2 protein-coding genes and 1 pseudogene are annotated in these 2,071 nt (G+C 59.1%); 1 reads left to right on the top strand and 2 read right to left on the bottom strand.

Annotated elements, in window-relative coordinates; genetic code table 11:
- Nucleotides 1-524 precede the first annotated feature (524 nt).
- Nucleotides 525-649 (bottom strand): annotated as a pseudogene (locus ACWRN3_RS22670) (IS3 family transposase); the annotation flags it as partial.
- Nucleotides 650-744: 95 nt separating this feature from the next.
- Between ACWRN3_RS22670 and ACWRN3_RS22665 the strand changes: the two are divergent.
- Entirely contained in the window at nt 745-870 is a 126-nt protein-coding gene (locus ACWRN3_RS22665) for a hypothetical protein (protein ID WP_476742008.1), read from the top strand.
- Nucleotides 871-1,058: 188 nt separating this feature from the next.
- Here the strand turns inward: ACWRN3_RS22665 and ACWRN3_RS22660 are convergent, their stop codons facing one another.
- On the bottom strand, nt 1,059-1,811 hold the full coding sequence (locus ACWRN3_RS22660) for an HNH endonuclease (protein WP_476742007.1): 753 nt from the start codon (nt 1,809-1,811) through the stop codon (nt 1,059-1,061).
- Between the last annotated feature and the right edge of the window lie 260 nt (nt 1,812-2,071).

Genomic DNA, 2,071 nt, shown 5'->3' with positions numbered 1-2,071 from the left:
AAGACCTACCGTCCGCTCCAGTCCGTGAACAGGGACGCGATGGCCGCCTTCATGTATCGCTTCAACACAAAGTTCGGCGCCCTCTAAGAGTCCATCAGGCCAACGCCGGGTTCCGGAAGTCCGGAGCCCGGCGTTCGCCGAGCGACTAACCTGGCCTGGTTTTACCGTTCAAGGATGTGTCTACTGCCCAGCAGTTCTACAAGGCGATGACTTGACTGGCTGATACCGGTATCTCGTCCGGATAGGTCAACGCTGATGGCAGCCGCTCCTACCAGCCTCTGCAATCCATCAACCGGGACGCCAGGGAGCCTTCATGTACCGGTCCGCCTAGAGGTAACGCGTTTGCTGTGAGCGGTTCAGTCATATGAGTCGAAGGCTCCCGCGTCGCTACCTGGTGCAGGTACGCGTCGCCGGCCCAGCTTTCGACGACAAAGCTTAGATACAGCTGAAGCAAGGGGTGTGGTCTTCTCCTTGCCGGCGGCGGCTGTCGTTTCCAAGGCGTTGGGTTGGACTGCTATTGATGAGCCTTGCTTGCTGAACTTCAACACCCCGCAGGTCGCCGCAACGGGGCCACCGTCAACGGCAAGATCCGTGACCAGCGGGTGGGTCATTTTGGGTTGATGTCCAGGGCAAGATAGGCAGCGGCACGGAGGGGACCGCACGGCAGGATCCCCGCAACACCCCGCCCACGGATTCACCATTCAACGATGTACTGACCACGCAGCAGTTGGACAAAGAAATGGCATGGCTTGCACAGAGCGGTATCTCGACCGGATGGTCGACCCTGACGGTAGCCACTCCTACCAGCCGCACCAATCCATCAACCGGGACGCCATGGCAGCCTTCATGTACCGGTTCGCCCGCAGGTAGCGGGTCGGGTCGGCTGTGAGCGGTTCGGTCACCTGGACCCGGTCTACGGATAAGGCAACGATCTCTGGCCGGCCCTCCCAGCTACCTGTTGTAAGTAGTCGTCGCAGGCGAGGCTGTCAGTGACGACGCTTACCCACCGCACCCACCGCAGGGCGTGTCGTCGTACCTAGGCAGCGGAGGTTGTCTTTTCAAAGCGTGGGGTTGGGCTGACGTTGATGATGTTCTCGATGCCAGGCGAAGTACTGGCCCGACGCTTGGTCGTGCGCCCGACATCTTCGCTGAATGATGTCCTCTGCCCGCTCTTTAACTGCTGTGGGCGCAGGTCGTCCGGCTTCGATAATTCCTGCTCCGTTGACGATGAGGTAGCCGAGTTCGAAAAGTGCATCACAGCCGAACAAACACGCCAGCATGGCGACATTTCGAATATCCATGCGTTCCTTCTCTGAACACACGGAACGGGGCTTGATGTGGGCAGCGATAAGCAGTTCTTCGGGCAACTCACTCCCGCAAAGGGAGCACGAACTGCCGCGGTACTCGATCTGTTGACGCCGCAGAAAGCGTTGTTCCACTCGGTCAACACTTGTACTCCATCGGTCTGTAACGCGAGCTACGTCGTCTCTTGATGGAGGCTCCCATTCCTCGCTTGGGTTCTCGGTCAGGAAGATCAGACCTGCGGCTTGTAGCAGATCCAAGGCAGCCTGATGGTTTAGTGGGAAGAAGTAGCCGTTTCTCGCCTCTCGCGCCGAGGTGAGCGGTCCTTCTCCTGATGGCAGCATCTCGCGTGCGTGGGTCCACGGAATGTGAACTTCTCGGAGCGGTTCCGTGAGAACCAGGATGCCCTCGGTGTCGGAAGGTTCCTTATAGCCTCTAGGCGGAAAAGCAGGACGAGGACGGGCAGCTACCCGGCTGAGGCCGCGGATGTAGGGGTTTGCGTAGTTCAAAACGATATCGTTTTGACGAACGTCGTTCAGAGTCTGCCAATGGCTGACCCGGTACCCTCTGCTGTTCTTTAACGGGGCCCGCCCACAACGTTCCGTCCGGGTAGACGATTTCAAAGTTCTCCCGCTGCATGGCTGTAAGCGGCCATGAAAAACTGCCCGTAGGCGGCCACGAAAGTGCCCACTGACGGCCAGTAGAACTGCCCACCGGTGGCCATGAGATCTGCCCACTTCCTTACTTGTCCTGCCGCGTCTTAAGCGGC

It is taken from the genome of Pseudarthrobacter sp. rb, assembly GCF_056389225.1.
The sequence above is the reverse complement of the archived record's forward strand: the minus strand, read 5'-3'. Positions and strand labels throughout refer to the sequence as shown.